General features: G+C 59.9%; 19 protein-coding genes. 9 read left to right on the top strand and 10 right to left on the bottom strand.

Going from position 1 to position 16,236, the window contains the following annotated elements:
* Positions 1–100 precede the first annotated feature (100 nt).
* Together ACH9L7_RS14095 and ACH9L7_RS14090 are read right to left on the bottom strand one after the other, a co-directional pair.
* Entirely contained in the window at positions 101–514 is a 414-nt protein-coding gene (locus ACH9L7_RS14095; protein WP_396611326.1) for a DUF4383 domain-containing protein, read from the bottom strand.
* 81 nt (positions 515–595) lie between these two features.
* Complete coding sequence (locus ACH9L7_RS14090) at positions 596–1,354, bottom strand: hypothetical protein (protein ID WP_396611325.1); 759 nt, start codon at positions 1,352–1,354, stop codon at positions 596–598.
* 78 nt (positions 1,355–1,432) lie between these two features.
* On the opposite strand from ACH9L7_RS14090, the gene ACH9L7_RS14085 reads away from it, so the two are divergent.
* Positions 1,433–1,792, top strand: coding sequence for a winged helix-turn-helix transcriptional regulator (locus ACH9L7_RS14085; protein WP_396611324.1), 360 nt, complete (start codon positions 1,433–1,435; stop codon positions 1,790–1,792).
* A 25-nt stretch (positions 1,793–1,817) separates the two neighbouring features.
* Here ACH9L7_RS14085 and ACH9L7_RS14080 read toward each other — a convergent pair whose 3' ends face one another.
* Positions 1,818–2,306: a PH domain-containing protein gene (locus ACH9L7_RS14080; protein WP_396611323.1), complete on the bottom strand. Its 489-nt coding sequence runs from the start codon at positions 2,304–2,306 to the stop codon at positions 1,818–1,820.
* 89 nt (positions 2,307–2,395) lie between these two features.
* Here ACH9L7_RS14080 and ACH9L7_RS14075 point away from each other — a divergent pair, with 89 nt between their 5' ends.
* The 3 genes from ACH9L7_RS14075 to tsaA all read left to right on the top strand — a co-directional run bounded on the left by ACH9L7_RS14075 (position 2,396) and on the right by tsaA (position 3,912).
* Positions 2,396–2,683 (top strand): hypothetical protein, encoded by a 288-nt coding sequence (locus ACH9L7_RS14075; protein WP_396611322.1) that lies wholly within the window; start codon positions 2,396–2,398, stop codon positions 2,681–2,683.
* 226 nt (positions 2,684–2,909) lie between these two features.
* Positions 2,910–3,485: a hypothetical protein gene (locus tag ACH9L7_RS14070; RefSeq protein ID WP_396611321.1), complete on the top strand. Its 576-nt coding sequence runs from the start codon at positions 2,910–2,912 to the stop codon at positions 3,483–3,485.
* Positions 3,486–3,510: 25 nt separating this feature from the next.
* Positions 3,511–3,912, top strand: a complete 402-nt coding sequence (gene tsaA / locus ACH9L7_RS14065) for a tRNA (N6-threonylcarbamoyladenosine(37)-N6)-methyltransferase TrmO (RefSeq protein WP_396611320.1) — start codon at positions 3,511–3,513, stop codon at positions 3,910–3,912.
* A 758-nt stretch (positions 3,913–4,670) separates the two neighbouring features.
* Here tsaA and ACH9L7_RS14060 read toward each other — a convergent pair.
* On the bottom strand, positions 4,671–5,441 hold the full coding sequence (locus tag ACH9L7_RS14060) for an IclR family transcriptional regulator (RefSeq protein ID WP_396611319.1): 771 nt from the start codon (positions 5,439–5,441) through the stop codon (positions 4,671–4,673).
* A 238-nt stretch (positions 5,442–5,679) separates the two neighbouring features.
* Between ACH9L7_RS14060 and ACH9L7_RS14055 the strand changes: the two genes are divergently transcribed.
* Complete coding sequence (locus tag ACH9L7_RS14055; RefSeq protein ID WP_396611318.1) at positions 5,680–6,435, top strand: ABC transporter ATP-binding protein; 756 nt, start codon at positions 5,680–5,682, stop codon at positions 6,433–6,435.
* 158 nt (positions 6,436–6,593) lie between these two features.
* Here ACH9L7_RS14055 and ACH9L7_RS14050 read toward each other — a convergent pair whose 3' ends face one another.
* Positions 6,594–7,175, bottom strand: coding sequence for a VOC family protein (locus ACH9L7_RS14050; protein WP_396611317.1), 582 nt, complete (start codon positions 7,173–7,175; stop codon positions 6,594–6,596).
* A 324-nt stretch (positions 7,176–7,499) separates the two neighbouring features.
* Here ACH9L7_RS14050 and ACH9L7_RS14045 point away from each other — a divergent pair, with 324 nt between their 5' ends.
* Positions 7,500–8,504, top strand: coding sequence for a hypothetical protein (locus tag ACH9L7_RS14045; protein ID WP_396611316.1), 1,005 nt, complete (start codon positions 7,500–7,502; stop codon positions 8,502–8,504).
* Between the two features lie 317 nt (positions 8,505–8,821).
* Here the strand turns inward: ACH9L7_RS14045 and ACH9L7_RS14040 are convergent, their stop codons facing one another.
* Both ACH9L7_RS14040 and ACH9L7_RS14035 read right to left on the bottom strand, forming a co-directional pair.
* Positions 8,822–9,649 carry an ABC transporter permease gene (locus ACH9L7_RS14040; protein WP_396611315.1) on the bottom strand — a complete coding sequence of 276 codons (828 nt, stop codon included), beginning with the start codon at positions 9,647–9,649 and terminating at the stop codon, positions 8,822–8,824.
* A complete protein-coding gene (locus tag ACH9L7_RS14035) occupies positions 9,646–10,458 on the bottom strand; it encodes an ABC transporter permease (protein ID WP_396611314.1) in 813 nt (270 codons plus the stop codon). The genes ACH9L7_RS14040 and ACH9L7_RS14035 overlap by 4 nt, the downstream gene beginning before the upstream one ends.
* A gap of 189 nt (positions 10,459–10,647) precedes the next feature.
* Here ACH9L7_RS14035 and ACH9L7_RS14030 point away from each other — a divergent pair, with 189 nt between their 5' ends.
* Both ACH9L7_RS14030 and ACH9L7_RS14025 read left to right on the top strand, forming a co-directional pair.
* On the top strand, positions 10,648–12,309 hold the full coding sequence (locus tag ACH9L7_RS14030; RefSeq protein WP_396611313.1) for a thiamine pyrophosphate-binding protein: 1,662 nt from the start codon (positions 10,648–10,650) through the stop codon (positions 12,307–12,309).
* Positions 12,310–12,378: 69 nt separating this feature from the next.
* Positions 12,379–13,254 carry an alpha/beta hydrolase gene (locus ACH9L7_RS14025; protein WP_396611312.1) on the top strand — a complete coding sequence of 292 codons (876 nt, stop codon included), beginning with the start codon at positions 12,379–12,381 and terminating at the stop codon, positions 13,252–13,254.
* Between the two features lie 15 nt (positions 13,255–13,269).
* On the opposite strand, the gene ACH9L7_RS14020 is transcribed toward ACH9L7_RS14025, so the two are convergent.
* From ACH9L7_RS14020 to ACH9L7_RS14010, 3 genes are read right to left on the bottom strand one after another with little or no spacing between them, the layout of a single operon-like run.
* Positions 13,270–13,728: a hypothetical protein gene (locus tag ACH9L7_RS14020; protein WP_396611311.1), complete on the bottom strand. Its 459-nt coding sequence runs from the start codon at positions 13,726–13,728 to the stop codon at positions 13,270–13,272.
* The gene (locus tag ACH9L7_RS14015) at positions 13,725–14,237 is read right to left on the bottom strand and encodes an aromatic-ring-hydroxylating dioxygenase subunit beta (RefSeq protein WP_396611310.1); all 513 of its coding nucleotides are present in this window, start codon (positions 14,235–14,237) and stop codon (positions 13,725–13,727) included. Before ACH9L7_RS14015 ends, ACH9L7_RS14020 begins: the two co-directional genes overlap by 4 nt.
* Entirely contained in the window at positions 14,238–15,614 is a 1,377-nt protein-coding gene (locus ACH9L7_RS14010) for a Rieske 2Fe-2S domain-containing protein (RefSeq protein WP_396611309.1), read from the bottom strand. It lies immediately after the preceding gene.
* Positions 15,615–15,775: 161 nt separating this feature from the next.
* Between ACH9L7_RS14010 and ACH9L7_RS14005 the strand changes: the two genes are divergently transcribed.
* On the top strand, positions 15,776–16,204 hold the full coding sequence (locus tag ACH9L7_RS14005) for a VOC family protein (protein ID WP_396611308.1): 429 nt from the start codon (positions 15,776–15,778) through the stop codon (positions 16,202–16,204).
* The last annotated feature ends 32 nt before the right edge of the window (positions 16,205–16,236 follow it).

Genomic DNA, 16,236 nt, shown 5'->3' with positions numbered 1-16,236 from the left:
GGAGTGGACCTCATGTATAAAGGCTTCACGCTCACATCATTTTGTGGTAGCGCAGAAATCGGACAAACTCAATGACGGGTGTTTGCCCAGCCAGTACCAATTACGTCGGGTGTTTCTCGCCGATACCGAAGCCGACACCTCCGACGACGAGTCCGAGCACGAGGTGGAGGATGTTGTCCGCCCAGTTGAGATTGAGAAAGAGGCCACTCCCCAGCGCGACGGCGAGCGCCCCGAGGACGAACACGAGGAGATACAGCACGCCGCCGACCTTGTTGAACAGCGACGCGCCGCCCGCGTAGTAGCCCAACACCACTCCCAGAAGCCCAGTCAGGATGTGGACGACGTTGTGGAGCGCGTTGACGCCGAAGACCCCGAAGAGAAGCCCGTCGGTAACGAACTGCGGAACGAACCCGAAGATACCCACGAGGAGTAACACGCCCCCGAATAGCAATGCGAATCCCCGTTGTGAGTCACGCAACCGCGTCGTATCGGCCGCTTCGGTGACGGTAGCCATTATATGTGCTATGCTAGCAATAGACTAATGACTTTCCCGAGGTCTTATCTGAGAACTTGTCTACGCCGACCTGCACGGCGCTCAGATGAATCCATCTAACGTTTCGAGGGCGTGAGTGCGTATCGCGTCGGGGTCGAGGTCAGTGAACGCCGCCGCGGGAACGCCGAGGCGGAGGCGAAGCCAAATCTCGCCGTCGCGCTCGACGAAATCGAGAACCTCCACGTGCGGCGAGGGATTGTCGAACTCGGAGGCTGCGAACGATTGTACGTCCTGTTCGAGTTCGGCTTCGACGGCGGCAGGGACGAGGTCGGCGGCTTCCTCGGGCAAGCGAATATCGTCCGGAAGTCGCGCGCACAGTTCGAGCGCCGCGACGTATCCTTCGGTCCCTTCGCTGCTGATACGTGCGTCGCCGGGACTTCGGGCGGTGTTCGGCATCCCCTCGGTCGGGTCCACTGATTCGTCCCCCGAGGCGTCGGTGCCACCGGGTCGCGTCAGTGGCTTGTCCGCGCCGGTCTCGAACGCCGGGATATCATCGGGGTCGGGTTTCTCCCACTTGGGGTCCGCGGGTTCGGCGTCACCCGCTGGCGTCACCTCGATATTCGACCGGTCGAGACCGCTTCCCGCCGCGGAGTCGTCGGCGTCTTCATCCTGTGCGTCGTCCGGGTTCGCGTCGGTGCGGTCGGTATCCGCGTCGTTGTCGTCGCCCTCGTCCGAGTCTGTGTCCTTGTCAGGGTCCGTACCTTCGTCCGAGTCGCCGCCGTCGGCGAGGAGTGGCCGGTCCTGCTTGTCGTCCCCGGAGTCAGACTCGCCGCCCACGTACCGCCGCCAACGAGACACCATACCGAAAGCTCGGTCGCTATCGCATATAAAATTCGCACTCGCCGACCACTTTTTGGCCGGGAGCGCATATCTAGATGAATGGCCCACAGTCGTCAGTGCGCTTGCTGTGAGACCACCCGGACGGACGAGGATGCGTCTGTAACCTGTTACTGCCCGCTCGACGGCGTCATCACGACGGTCGGCCGCAAATACGCGATGCAGATTATCGCGTTGCTCGGGGCGCAGGGGCCGACGCGATTCAGTGAATTGGAAGCGACGCTCGGCGTGACGAGTACCTCGACGCTCACCGACTGTCTGGCAGACCTTCGGGACGAGAACCTCGTCGAACGCCGAAGCTTCGACGAAATCCCGCCACGGGTGGAGTACTCGTTGACGCCGCGAGGGAGAGAACTCGAAGTTCGACTCCAACCGCTCTTGGAGTGGGCAGCGACCGAGTAACACTCTTGGAGTGGGCAGCGACCGATTAATCAGTGATGTCGACGAACTGGAACACCTGCTGCTGGAGGTAGACCGGGTTCCCGACGAGGGAAAACCGCAGGTCGTCACCACCTGCGACGAATCGGACTGTCCCGACGTTCACCAGTTGTTGCCAGGTGGATTGCTCGACGGTCACGTCCTGTACGTCTCTGACGGCAACCGCAGTGACCCGCTTCGACCGGAGTCCGACACCGGTACACACTCGGTCGCTCGTCAGGACGTACTCGTTTCGCTTCGTGATGAGAAAGGCCACGACGAGTAGCCCAACGATGAGCAGTAGGACCGTGAAACTCACCGCGCGGCCCGTCTGGAGGTCGTCCATCGCACTCACAGTCACCGACATCACGAGGAGCAGCACGAACCCAGTCGCGAGCGCAGCGAGAACGAGGTTCCGAGACGGGGCGGTACGCACCCATACCTGCTCGCTATCAGCGAGCGTGAGCCACGCTGGTGGAGAAAGCGTCGAACTGCCCATACTACAGAGTCACCGAGACACTCAATAAATCACGGTGGCGCGGGTTCTTATCTCTGCTCACGACAAGTAGTAGCATGGAGTGACGACGGATGACCACCACAGACCTCACAGGCGAAAACCGCTGTTGGCCCTGTACCGTCGCGAACGCGTTCGTCGGACTCCTCGTCGGATGGGTGCCGCTCGCGGTTGCTCTCGCGAGTGGAGAGACGACCATCGTCACTGGAACGCTGATCTGGGGTGTCGCCGTCACGGTAGTCACGGGGTATTATCTCGTCAGTCGCGGGTATCTGCCGGAGTCCGGGCGAGTTGCGAAAGCCACTGGCTTGCACGAACGCATCGGACCCGGCTCCGACGAGACCGGCGACGATGTGGAATAGGTGACGCGGCAGCGGTGTGCGGCTAGTGCGCGAAGCGACTGTTTGGGTACCGCTCGAAGCGATGCAGTCGGGGAGACGTTCCGGGGCGAACAGGACTGTAAACTGGATAGTCAGCCACTTGTTCACTAATAATCGTTATGTTTATCGGATTTCGTATGTCATTGTCAATCAGAGGTAGCTTCTCTTCGGGGAAGCTAGTTCCCAGTACGGAAGTCAGGTGATTCAGATGGCCGGAGCACACGAATCGGCAGACGCAGGCACAGGTGCGGGAACAACCGGAGCAATCGGAACTGGGTGGCGCGTTTTCCAGATACTCGGGCTCCTGAGTGCGCTGGCGTGGTTGGCGAGTTACACGGTGTTTACCGCACCGAACGGTGCGTTCAGTTGGGTAGCACCGCTGTTTAGCGGAGAGATACCGGCATGGGGGACTGTCGTCTTCGACATCTCCCCGCTGGTGTCTGTCCTCGTCATCCTGTTGGCGGTCTGGCCGAGTACGCTCCAATTCATGCAGGGAGACAACTGGCAGGCGTACGCCCTGCGGGCGCTCGCATTCATCATTCCGGCGGCGTGGATGCTCAACGTCTTCGTCGGAACGCCGATGGTGGATAAGCTCATCACGCAACCGTTGGCGCCGTCGAGGCAGATTCCGTTCTTCGCGGGCGTGTTCCTCCACGTCGTCTTCCAACACTGGTTCCAGGCAATCGCGGCGATAGCGTTCTCGCTCGTCCCTGACCAGTTCGAGACGCTAACCGCCTCGGAGACGCCCGCCGGTATCCAGTGTGCGGTCGTCGACTGCGCGTGATGGCGACCACCACGCGGTTTTTCACATGACAGACACCGACCAGCAGGACACGTTTCGACTCGATGCCATCGGCGTCGTCCATAGCCCATACGAGACGCCCACCGATGCCCCACATCAGGGGTTTGCAGACGATGCTGAGTCCGAACTCGAGATTTTCGAGACGTATGCGGACGCACTCGCAGGCATCGAAGACGTACTGCGAGTGACAGTCGTCTACTGGGCAGACCAAGCGGACCGAAGCGAGTGGGTCGGCGACGACGGCGTCGGCGCTTTCGCTCGCCGGAGTCCGAACCGTCCAAACCCACTCAACATCTGCACCTGCACGGTCCTCGAAACCGACAGCCGTCGGATGCGGGTTCGTGGACTCGACGCAGTAGACGGGTCGCCACTCGTCGATATCAAGCCAGCAATCCAAGCCGAACGGTGACACCTGGGACCCATCGTGAACGCCCCAACGTCCCCTCGCGATGAGCACCGATGTAACCAGTGGTGTCAATTTTAGATTTGGTTTTACAAACCGAGAGAAACACATTTCTCCAGCAACACTATGAATAGGCCACAGTATTGTGTCTTATCCAGAGTTCTAATGACGAAGGAAGGGAAGAAATTAGGACGGTATCGAGGACAGCACCCAGCATATTACTACATCACTTGCGTAAACTGACTCGGGAGAATGCCGCTAAGCACTAGACAAGAACAGCCACACCGCCCATGGAAAATACCAAGCGAGATATTTCTGTTCTAAGCCACAGAGAGATACCGCAATGGACACAGACTCACCACACAGTCAATAATGCAAATTCCCACAATATTATCGCAAAAGAGCTATAGTAAGATAACACAGACATCAGATATCAAAATGTCGATTAGAAATGGAGTGAGGCTGCAACGTAGACACCACTATCCGCCTGCCTCACGAGCGGATTCGTCACTCGTCGGGGCACATATTACAAGAGTACGTTTGTAATGTCTGTACTGCCGGTCGTGCTAGGGAGTGCCAACCCCGTTTTCTAATGCGGAACACATCACAGTGGGCAGGTTACTGCACTTTGCTAGTATTGCGACCGTTGCAGGGCGTATTTTGCATCTACTGGAAATTATTAACTAATAATAATTAGGCATTTTCCAGTGAGCGGGCAAGTAAACGGGGCGGCCCGTTCGGCATCGGTAAACAGCAGTTGGCGACTACACCGAGGAGTGTTTGATGGTCAGTTCGGTTTCGTTGGCCTTCTCCAAGAGTACCTGCGCAATCTCCTCTGCTCGTTGCTCGCGGTTGATTCGGTTCGCTGGACCTGCGACGCTCATCGCACCGATGGGGTGCCCGGTAGCGTCTCGGATGGGCACGCCGATAGCGTACAGTCCCTCTAAGTGTTCGTCCCGGTCGATGGCGTAGCGGCGCTCGCGGATTGCTTCGAGTTCGGCTTCGAGACCCTCGATAGACGTTATCGTGTGTTCCGTCTTTCCGGGGAGACCGTGTTGGTCGATGATTTCTGCCACGCGGTCGTCGGACAGGTACGCAAGGAGTGTCTTTCCGGCAGTCACGTGGTTGAGGTACACCCGATTCCCGATTCGTGTGCTGGTTTCGACCGCATGGTCACCCGACTCTCGGACGATGAAAATCCCAAGCCCGTGTTCCTCCACGAGGTACTGACACAGTTCGCCCGTTTCCTCGGCTACCTCCCGAACCTTCTGTCGAATCAACTGGTAGCCGACCTGCCGTTCGCGCGCGTACTCGCCGTGGTCGAGAAGCCCGAGTCCGACGTAGTACGCATCATCTTCTTGAACGACGTAGCCGTACTCTTGGAGTGATTTGAGGTGGTTGTACGCTGTACTCTTGGAGACGTCGAGTTCCCGTGCTAACTCAGAGACACCAGCTCCGTCGAGCAATTGGAGCGTCTGCAGTAGCTCCGCCATCCGCGCGATGGACTTGACCGGGACATCCGCGTGCGTGCTCATAGTTAACATTCAAATTCGTGCTACTTCACCGTTTCGCATTGCCGAACAGCCTATGATGGTAGGTACCATACACCAAACACGAAGACACAGGGTCAGTCCAGTCTGATATCGGCCAACTGAAATCATGAAATCGGGGTTTCGCGATAGAAAACAGGTGATATCGGACGTTTCGTGTGAAGATGCCGTCGGATTCTCCATGAGGATTAAATACTAGTACCGCCTCATCCGGAGCAGAGGCATGATAGAGATTGACTCGGTTCGGAAGGTGTACAACGAAGATGTCGTTGCAGTTGGCGACGTATCACTCACGATAGAAGAAGGAGACTTCGTGAGCGTCCTCGGCCCGTCTGGCTGTGGGAAGAGTACACTCCTGTTCATGCTCGGGGGGTTCATCGAGCCGACATCCGGAAGCATCACAGTCGATGGAACGTCGGTAACGTCACCCGACCCATCGCGTGGGATGGTGTTCCAAGAGAGCGTGCTGTTCCCCTGGATGACAATCAAAGAGAACATCACGTGGGGGATGAAGGTACTCGGCGAAGGCGAAGAAGACCGCGAGCGAAAGGCGAAGGAGTACATCGAGATGATTGGGCTTTCGGGGTTCGAAGACGCCTATCCGAACTCCCTGTCCGGCGGCATGAAACAGCGGGCCGCGATGGCACGAGTGCTCGCCGTCAACCCGTCGGTCCTCCTCATGGACGAGCCCTTTGGTGCGCTCGACGCGCAGACGAGAGAGATGATGCAACACGAACTGCTCGACATCTGGAGCCAGACCGGTCAAACCTGCATGTTCGTCACACACAGTATCGACGAAGCCCTGTACCTCTCGGACAAAATCATCGTGCTGAGTTCCCGTCCGAGCAGCGTGGAGTCGATTATCGACGTGACCCAACACTTCGGCCGCCCGCGAGAGACGGACATCAGAGAGACCGAGACGTTCGCCGAACTCCGTCACCAGCTCTGGGGGATGATTCAGGAGGAAGTGACGGTTTGAGTTGTTGCTACGGCACTGATTGATTCAGGTCGTCGCTACGGCACTGATTGATTCGAGTCGTCGCTATGGCCGTTCTGGTTCGAGTCGTGCTACGACCGCATTACCACGAAGAAAAACGTCGATAACCGTCGAGTACGATTGGACGGTGTCTGTAACCGCTATTCCTCTTTCAGCTCTTCCGAGCCAGTCCAGACGTTCCACGTCTGTGCATTCTGGGGCCACCGACGAGGCGGCTTGCCACCCTCTTCGGGTGCATCTTCCATGTTCGCAGTCAGTTCGATTGGATATCCGTCCGGGTCCGGGAAGTAGAGGAAGAAGTTGTCCCCGGGACCATGACGGCCGGGGCCGCGATAGACGGGCCACCCCATCTCGCGGAGACCCTCCTCGGCGGCCTTGAGTGCCTTGAAATTGGGAACTTCAAATGCGATGTGGTAAATCGGCCCCGTGGTTGGTAGCATCGGCGGGCCGTCTTCGGGGAGTTCCTCCTCGAAATCGTGCAGGTCGAGTTCGAGTTCGCCGCGCTCTTCGAGCACGTCGAGTTCGGCGTCGGACATCTGTGTGATGTTCATCTCGTGGTGCTGTGCCTTCGCTGCGACCTTCGGGGTACGAAGGAACGCAACGCCGTCTCCAATACGGTCCGAGACTTCCATGTTGAGGACGTTCCGGTAGAACTCAACGGACTTCTCGATATCGCGTACTTTGATGGCTATATGGTCTAAGCCCATGTTCTCGACAACCATACGAATTTGAGGATTACGTCCACTATTAATTAGCTTACGGTTCTGGCAGTCAGGCTCTAGCATGCGACGGATGAACTTCTGTCACGACATGGTCCGAAACGCATTCTCCACTCAGGAGGCTCAGAGACGGCAGTTTTAACCATATCGTCGGGAGCGACGAGCGCCCCTCAAACAGCAGAATATCACCGTCTACGCACCCAAAACGTGTAACAAATCAGGTAACATCCGCAACAGTTTTTATCGTTCTCTCAGTCTGTAACGGTGCGTATGGAGAAAGCAGGCCTACTAGTGCCTCTGTTCCGGAGGCAAATGGAGCATTGTCAGGTGAACGACTCCGAAACCGTTGCGCTGGTGACGGACGTAAAGAGTCCTCGCGAGTACGTCGGGGCGGGGTTCGCGGCCGCACAGGACCTCGGTGCCGACGTATTCGAGGTTCAGGTTCCCGAGTACGGGCGGAACTCTGTCGGGCCGGAGATTTCGGCCGGACAGGGCGGCACACTCCGCCTGCCGAAAGGACCCGTCGAAGCGTGCAAGAACGCGGACATGGTGTTCGACTTCACGCTCGAAGGGTTCATCCACGTGCCGGAGCGGACGGAAATCCGCGATGCCGGAACCCGAATCCTCCGCGTCGGCGCTCGTGAACCGTTCTACCTTCGCCGTCTCATGCCGTGGACCGAAGAAGAAGCACAGGCGGTCAAAGAGAAAGTCCAAAAGCACAGCCAACTTCTCGCCGAGACCGACGAGATGCGAATCACGTCGGACCACGGCACGGACGTGACGATGAAAGTCGAGTCGGACACGGCGTTCGACTCCTACGGCTTCGTCGACACGCCGGGGAAGTGGGACGTGTGGGGACAGAACATGGTTTCGAACTATCCCACGAACGTCGAGGGGACAATCGTCATCGCGCCGGGCGACTACAACGTCGTGCCGTTCGCGGACTACGTGAACTCGGCGGTCGAGTGTGTCATCGAGGACAACTACATCGTCGAAATCAATGGCGAGGGTGGCGACGCCGAACTGATGCGCGGCCACATGGAGAGCTACGACGACCCAGACGTCTTTGCGACGAGTCACTTCGGGTGGGGGCTGAACCCCAACGGGAAGTTCTACGATATGGCGCTTCACGACCGGAAGCCAGACGAGACAGGCGTCAGTGCGAGTGAAGGCCGCGTCTGGTCCGGAAACATGCTCTGGAGCACCGGCCCGAACACGCACATCGACCGCTACGCACCGTGCCACTACGATATCGCTCAGAAGGGTTGTTCGGTCTACCTCGACGGCACGCCAGTCGTCGAAGGCGGAACCGTCGTCGAAGACATCGTCTAATCGCAGACACAGAACTGGCAGCGTCTACCCGCGGACGCAGGAGCCACGGATAGCACGAACACCAGTTCGTCCGAAGACGCGATACCCATTTTCACCGCTGGTTCGCGGCGATAGCTGAGAGACGCCGTGAACCACGGTCCACACTTCGTGAGACGAATCACGGACAAGGAGTTTCTCAGGTCCCCGAGAGCGCCATCACGGAAGTACACAGGACAACCGAAGAGGAAGATGGACTGGGGACATAGGCGACCGAAGAGGAAGACGGCCCACGCTGGAGGTACTGGAACGACAGAAAAGAAGACCGCAGCGAGTGGGCGTTACATGTCGATACTGACATCGCCCGCCCAGAAGAGCAGGCGTTCCCGGAGGCGTGCGAGCGCCTGGTCGAAGAGAATTCCGAGGATAGAGATGAGCACGACACCGGCGAAGACCGTCTCGTACTCGAAGGAGCCTTGCGCCCGGATGATGACGAACCCAATTCCCTGACTGGACGCGACGAGTTCCGTCACGACCGTCACGATGAGCGCGATGGGCATCGCCATCCGAATACCCGAGAAGATGTAGGGCAAGCTTGCGGGGAGGACGATATCACTGAAAATCTGGATTCGAGACGCACCGAAGTTCTTGCCCGACCAGATGTGGAGTTTGCTCACGCTCTGGACCCCGTAGTACGACCCGAGCAGGATGGGGATGAGCGACTCGATGAAGATGATGACGAGTTTGGGCGCGTGACCGAGACCGAGGATAGCGAGCAAGAGCGGATAGAACGCGATACGCGGAATCGGGTAGAGCGTACTGATGAGCGGGTCGAGGACGAACTCGACGCGGTCGTCGGACCCCATCCACAGGCCGATTGGAATCCCGACGACGATGGCGGCGGTGAAGCCGACAAACACCCGAAAGAGGGTCGCAAAGATGTCTGAGTACACCGCGCCCTCGACGACGAGCATCGTGTACAACCGCATTGCCACGACCTCGACGCGGGGGATGAGCGGCGGCCCGTAGGACGAGGTGACAAGGAGCGCACCGAGTTCCCAGACGACGAGCAAGCCGAGAATGGAGAGGTATCCAATCGGGAACGTCGTCCGTTCCGCCCAGTCGTTCAGGCGACTGAACCACGCCTCACCGCGAGACTGGACGCTCATTGCTCGTCACCCTCCCGGTAGTAGAGGAGGCGACGACGGACCAACAGCAACAGCCGGTCGTGAACGACGCCGAACAGCGCAATCACCGAGATAGCGCTGAACATGAGTTCGTAGTTGTTGAACTGTCTGGCCTGCAGTGCTAACTGACCGAGGCCGAGGTCGGACTGAATCAGTTCGGCCGAGAAGACGACGATGAACGCGAGCGCGAGTCCGACGCGCAGTCCCGAGAGAATCTGCGGAAGGCTGTCGGGGATGACGACCTCAGTGAGTATCTGGAACCGCGACGCGTCGAAGTTCTGCGCCGACCAGATGTGGAGGTCAGGAACGCCGCGAACCCCGTCGAACGTGTGAATGTACACGGGGTAGAACGCGGCCAAGAACACGACGACTGCCTTCGACATGAAGCCGATTCCGAACCAAATCACGAAGATGGGGAACAGAGCAATCTTTGGAATCGGGTAGGTCATCGAGACCAGCGGGTCGAACAGCCGTCCCAAGACAGTAATCCGACCGGTGAGGACGCCGAGAATAACCCCGAGTGAAGCCCCGCCGAAGAACCCGACGTAGACGAGTTGCAGCGTCGCCCACGCGTGCGGAAGAATCGTTCCCTCGGCCAGCATTCCGAGCAAGTGGTCGACGATAGTCGTCGGCGCGGGCACGTACACCGGCAGGGCACCGACCAGCCCGAACGCTTGCCAGAGGAGCAAGAGAGCAATGACTGGTGAGCTACGGGTGAGTATCCCAGCGACGACCTTCACACCGTCCGAAACCGAATCTCCGTCGGGCCAGGTTGTGGATTCTGTCTTCATAGTCTTGCACCGCCAGCCGAATCACAGTATGTTGCCAACTCGTAACCGAGCATCATGCGTGCTACCAATAGTGACGACAAGTGCAAAAAGTGTATCTGTCGGTTCCGGCAGCAGCGGCGGTAAATAGTATCAGCCAGTTCAAACGACTGGGAGCAAGTTTTATCGTGGCACCTGTTCGAATGGTGAACGATGACAAAGGGAGGAGACTCCGTAGCGCGCGTTCTCGTAGAGAACGACGTTTCTGAGACGTACGTACTGCTTGGCAACCAGACCGTAGATATCGCCGACGGTCTCGACGAACGTGGCGTCGACGTAATCACGGCACGCCACGAGTACAACGCGGCCGTCATGGCGGACACGTACGGCCGCCTGACAGGCGACCCCGGCGTCGCCATCACGGTGGCGGGACCCGGTGCGACGAACGCACTGACGGGTGTCGCACAGGCGTACACCGCCGCGTCGCCGATGGTTCTCATCAGCGCGGTGTTGCCGGAGGACGCACCAACCGAATCGCTCCACGGGGTCGACGACCCGTACTTCGTCCAGAAGGCGTTCGAACCGGCGACCAAGTGGAGCACGCAAGTGCACGACCCCGAGCGCGTTCCTGCGGCGCTCAATCGAGCCTTCGACGAGGCGACGACCGGTCGTCCCGGACCAGTGTTCGTCGGCATCGACGAAGAAATCCTGATGGAGTCGGTCGACATCCCCGAATCGGCGTTCGAGTGGACCCACATCACCGAGACGCCGCCGTCGGCCGAGGCCGTCGTCGATGCGCTCGAACCCATCGAACGCGCCGAAAAGCGAGTCCTCTACCCCGGAAAGGGCGTTCTCCGGGCGTTCGCAACCGACGAACTCGTGGCCGTCGCCGACGCGCTCGACTGCCCCGTCGTCTGTCCGCGGCATTACCCCGACTCGTTCCCGAACGACCACGACGCCTTCGCCGGGACGGTGGGGATGTCCGACCACCCGGCCGCGGCCACGGCGCTATCCGAAGCCGAGGCGGTGCTCTCTGTCGGCGTCCGACCGAGTTCCCACGAGGCCGCCGTCCTCGACGACCGCACACCCGACGACGTGGACATCGTCTACTTCGATTCCGGCGAGGTCGAGTACCCGCAATCGAGCGCGGTCGCGTTCGTCAACGGCGACCTCTCGACGGTGCTTGGTGCTGCTGCGGACGTGCTGGCTGAGGATGGTGGGGCGACCGACCCGGACTACAGAGAGACCGTGCGCGCGGAGGTAGAGCGCGTCCGCGACGACGTGGTCGACTACCTCGAAGCAGTCAGAGACCAGACGCCGGTCCACCCGCTCGTTATCATGGCGGAACTCCGTGAGGTGGCCGACGATGACGTGATTATCACGGGCGACGCAGGCGCGGCAGGCGGTGCGTGGCCGAACGACGCCTTCGAATACCGCACGACGAACTCCTTCCAGCACTCTCGGCTGTACGATTCGATGGGCTTCCCAGTTCCGGCGGGGAACGCCGCAAAGCGCGTCGACCCGGACCGACAGGTGGTCAACCTCATCGGTGACGGCGGCTTCCTGATGTGCAACATGGAACTGGCGACGGCCGTCGCCACCGAGACCGATGCTGTCACCGTCGTCATGAACGACGCCAAATACGGGATGATCTGGAACTACCAGCGCTCCGACGGCCACGCGGAGGTCGCGACCGACATCCCCCAGACCGACATCGCCGCGATGGCGGAGTCCTTCGGCGTCCGCGGGATTACGGTCGAACACCCAGACGAGGTGCGTCCCGCGCTCGAAATGGCGCTCGACGCGGACGAACACGTCGTCCTTGACGTGCGAATCGACCCGACCGCCGAATACGTCTCTCGGAAAATCTGGTAGGGGACGATGTGGGTTGCACAAGAATCATAGTGTCCGCCCACAATCGAACCATGTGTTACCATGCCAGTAATGGAGCCGACGCCGGAGGACATCGACCTCCGGGCGATAAACTACGAGGCTGACGACGGAAGAGCACTCGACGGATTCGAGATTACGAGCGAGTCAGAGACGTTCCACGGCGAACACACGTGCGTCATTTTTCTCCACGGTCTGCGCGGGTTCGCGCTCGGGGCGGGTATTTCTCCGGTCGCCTACCCGCTCGCGCGGGATGGCATTCGGTGCGTCTCCATCAACAAGCGAAATAGTGGGAAGGGCTACGAAACGTCCGATTTTGCCGAACTCGACCGCGACATCGCGGGTGCAGTCGAGTGGGCGACGGAAAACGGTGCCACGGAGGTCGTCATCTGGGGTCGGAGTCTCGGGGCAACCGAGGCGGCGTACTTCCAAGGGAAGCGAAACGACCCGAACGTCGATGCCGTCGTCCTCGCTGCTCCGTTCGCCGACATTCGAGAGCGGTCGACACGGGGGTACTTCGAGGCGGTCTCAGACGACGCAGATGCGGCGTACGAACAGTTCGTGAGGGCCGCCCGCGACCTCGTCGACGCCGGGCGGGGTAACGAAATCGTCGCGCTTCCTCGGCCGGTCGGCGGCGACATCGAGTACATCCCGATGACAGCCGAGTCGTTCCTCTCGTATCGGTCGCCGGAGAGCAAGTGTGCGACCATCGATTGGACGCCCGACATCGAGATTCCGATACTCCTCCTTCCCCACTCGACGGACCGGAACGTCACCCCGGCCGAGGCGGAGGAGATTGCCGAGACGGCGACCGCGAGTCCGCTCGTCGAGGTCGAACCAATCGCCGCAGACCACTTCTTTACCGGACGCGAGAAGCAGGTTGCGGACCGCACCGCGTCGTTCATCGAACGCGCCCGTGAGTATCAGTAAAAACGTGCGTCGAAGCTAGTGAAACAGCGGGTCGTCGTCGTGGTCGTCGACGGGACCCAGCGGCGTGTGGAGAAGGTCGGAAAACAGCGACATATCCGCTTGACTCAGCGCCGCAAGCTCCGCGACGCCCAGCCGACACGAGTATCCGAGTTTGGGCGAGTCGATTTCGAGACGCGGCCCGTCGTCGGTTTCGAACACGGTTAGTTGGACGACGGTGTACTCGTTTCCAATCTGAAGCGAGTCGTCGGTCCGAACCGGGTTCTCTCCGGGGACGTACTCGTCGCCCGTCAGGTCGGTGAAGAACTCGCCTTCTTGCCACGTGAGGCTCTCCAGTGCGAGTGCGTCAAGTCGTATCGAGCCGTCGTCCGTTTCGACGTGGAGTCGCTCTCCCACCGGGGTCAGTTTCCGAGTGAGCGAAACCGTCCGGTCGTCGGCCCGGAGCGTTATCGTCGGGGTGTCGGTCGTATCGGTCATAGGATTATCGAGAGCGTGTTCGTCGGAATTATCGTGTGGTCGAGCAGCACGAGCCGCTCGGCGAGTTTGAACCCTTCGTCGGTGCGACGGAGCGTGTCGTGACGCTCCATCGAGAGCACGTCAGGTTCGGTCTCGTCGCCCTGCTGTCTGAAGACGAGGAGGTTGTTCTTGAGTTGGACTTCCTCGCCGTCGTCGTCGACGATGCGGACGTTGCTCACGTGACGGCGCGTGCGGGACGGTGGGTCCTCCGACCACGCGAAGTCACTCTGCATCCGCTCGGTCCGAACCTCCAGCGTCCCCCAGTCTTCCTTCATGTGGAACGAGGTGTCGCTGAACTCCGTGGGGTTGGACCGCTCGCGAGTCGTACGGATAGGGACGCGGTAGTCGATGTCCTCGGTCACGAGGTCGTGCCACTCGGTGAGCTTGCGGTTGTCCAGCAGTTCGGCCGTGTGGTAGAGGAAGTCCTCGCACTCGGCCCGGAGCGCCGGGTTGGAGATGGTCTCGCTCATCTACATCCCCCCGTCAGTGGTCATCGTCTCGTGCCACGTCCGGTAGAAGTCGAGTTGGTTCTCGTCGGTCATGCCGCCTTCGAGGTAGGCGGTTCCGGGGCCAACCCAGTCCTCGTAGACGGTCGCCGCCGGATTCTCACCGCGACCCATCGTGAACAACGTGTTCACGTCGTCGTTCTGGCGGGCGAAGACGCTGCCGGCCGCGTCGTCGATGCCGTACCAGATGCCGACGTCGTCGACTTCGAAGTTCCCCGAGGGACTGAAGTTCGACATGCCGACCTCGTAAACGCGCTCTTTGTACTCCTCAGACGCGTCTTTCGGCGCGAGAATCCAGTTTACGACCTCCATCTTTCCGGCACCGCGCGGCTCCCACTTCCGGAGCAGGAACGTGCCGACCGAATCTTTCTCCGGGTCGTCGCGTCCGCCGAGGAAGATAAACGAGAGGTTCGGGAAAATCGTCCCCAGCGTCACGCCGGACTTGCGGGCGACTTCGTGTTGCTCGTCGGTGAGTGCGTCGTGATTGAACGTCTCGACGACTTCCGGCGGGTGGCCCCAGTAGCTATCTTCTTCGGATTCGATCTGGTAGAAGCTGAACCCGTGTCCGTCGCAGTCGGCGATGCCGTACAGGTTGCTTTCCTTCTCACCGGTCGCCGTATCGCTCCCCACGCCCGCGTCGATGGCCGATTTGTGACCCATCGGAATGTGGTAGTTGTCTCCGTAGAAGTTCTCTGTCGGCGTCTTCCAGTCGTTTTCCACCTCCCAGCGATGTGGGTCGCCGATGACTTCCATATCGATGAGGTCGAAGTACATGTCGAGGAACCACGTCGCGCCGCCGAGGAACTCCTCCAGCGGCTCTACTTCCGGCGCGACGCACGCGAACACGAGGCCGTTGTACTCCTCGACGTGGGGTGCCTCGTGGAGGCCGCGCTCCTCGGCGTCGAGATGGTCGAAACCGGCGGCCTTCTGCGGCACGCCGACGAGGTCGCCCGTGTTCTTGTACGTCCAGCCGTGGTACGGGCACCGGAAGTGAGAGGTGTTACCCTTCTCGGCCCGACAGACGTTCGCCCCCCGGTGCCGACAGCTGTTGAACAGAACACGGAACTCACCGTCTTCGTCGCGGACGAAGATGAACGGGTCTTCGCCAATCGTTCGCTGTCGGTAGTCGCCGGGCTCTGGAACTTCGGACTCGTGGCCGACGTACACCCAGGTCTGCCCGAAGATGCGCTCCAGTTCCAGTTGGTGGACGGCCTCGTCGTTTAGTATCTGCATCGGTACCTCGCCGTCTTCGAGGGTCTCATCCATCCGTTTGAGAAGTTTCTGTACCCGACCGAACTCCGTCTGGTTAGTAGACTGTGATTCGTCAATACCGTGTGACATCGCGTGTCAAAGACCGCTTCGAGTCAGCATAAATTTTGCCCTCACGCGACGCCTCACCATCCGCGGAGGAGCCAGATTACACTGTCTGTGGGAACCAGAGTTGTGACGCGTGTCTCGCCCAAACAGTTATTCTTGCGAAGTCGGTCTCTTCGGGTAGGCAAATGAGAGGCACTGCCACACACTACGGACTCAACGTCTCGGACATGGACGACGCCCTCGCATTCTACAACGGACTGCTCGGACTCGAAGTCGACAGGCAGTTTCCGGTCAGCGAGGTACAGGCGGACATCGTCGGCGTCGACGGTGTCGAAGGCGACATCACGTTCCTCGACGCGGGCGGCTTTTTCATCGAGTTAATCGCCTACGAGGAACCACCGAACGACAACGTCCACGACACGGCGTTTGGCCACGACGTTGGGGTCGCCCACCTCTGTCTCGAAGTCGACGACGTGTGGGAATGCTACGAGGAACTACGCGACGACGCCGACTTCGTCAACGAGCCGCAGACGGTCGGAAACGGGGCACAGATAACCTACATGCGCGACCCTGACGGGAACTACGTCGAGTTGATGCAACCGCCAGCCGAATGAAGTCAGCAGTCTCTTACGGGTGGTTCAGACCA

The organism is Haloferax sp. S1W (assembly GCF_044593955.1).
Classification (GTDB): domain Archaea; phylum Halobacteriota; class Halobacteria; order Halobacteriales; family Haloferacaceae; genus Haloferax.
The sequence above is the reverse complement of the archived record's forward strand: the minus strand, read 5'-3'. Positions and strand labels throughout refer to the sequence as shown.